At 55.5% G+C, this 400-nt stretch carries 1 protein-coding gene; it reads left to right on the forward strand.

Annotated elements, in window-relative coordinates; all coding sequences use genetic code 11:
- A partial coding sequence (locus tag CXF87_RS12445) for an MFS transporter (protein ID WP_269801105.1) occupies positions 1-400 on the forward strand: 400 nt, incomplete at both ends.

Consider the following 400-nt stretch of genomic DNA (forward strand, 5'->3'; position numbering starts at 1 on the left):
TCGCATTTACCGCCACCTCTTTCTAGCTCAGGTCATTGCACTGATCGGCACTGGCCTAACCACGGTTGCGCTGGCGTTACTGGCTCACGATCTCGCTGAAGGTCAGGCGGGTGCCGTGCTAGGCACGGCGCTGGCGATCAAGATGGTCGCTTACGTGGGCATTGCCCCTCTGGTCGGCGCCTATGCATCACGCCTGCCTCGGCGCACGTTTTTGGTTAGCCTGGACTTACTGCGTGCAGCCGTGGTTTGTGCACTGCCTTTTGTTACAGAAGTGTGGCAAATCTATGTGCTGATCTTTCTACTCAATGCTTGTTCAGCTGGCTTTACGCCCGTTTTCCAGGCGACGATACCTGACATTCTCGAAGACGAAGAGCAGTACACACGAGCATTATCCCTGTCA

Origin of the sequence: Halomonas sp. MES3-P3E (assembly GCF_002836035.1) — a bacterium.
Lineage (GTDB): Bacteria > Pseudomonadota > Gammaproteobacteria > Pseudomonadales > Halomonadaceae > Vreelandella > Vreelandella arctica.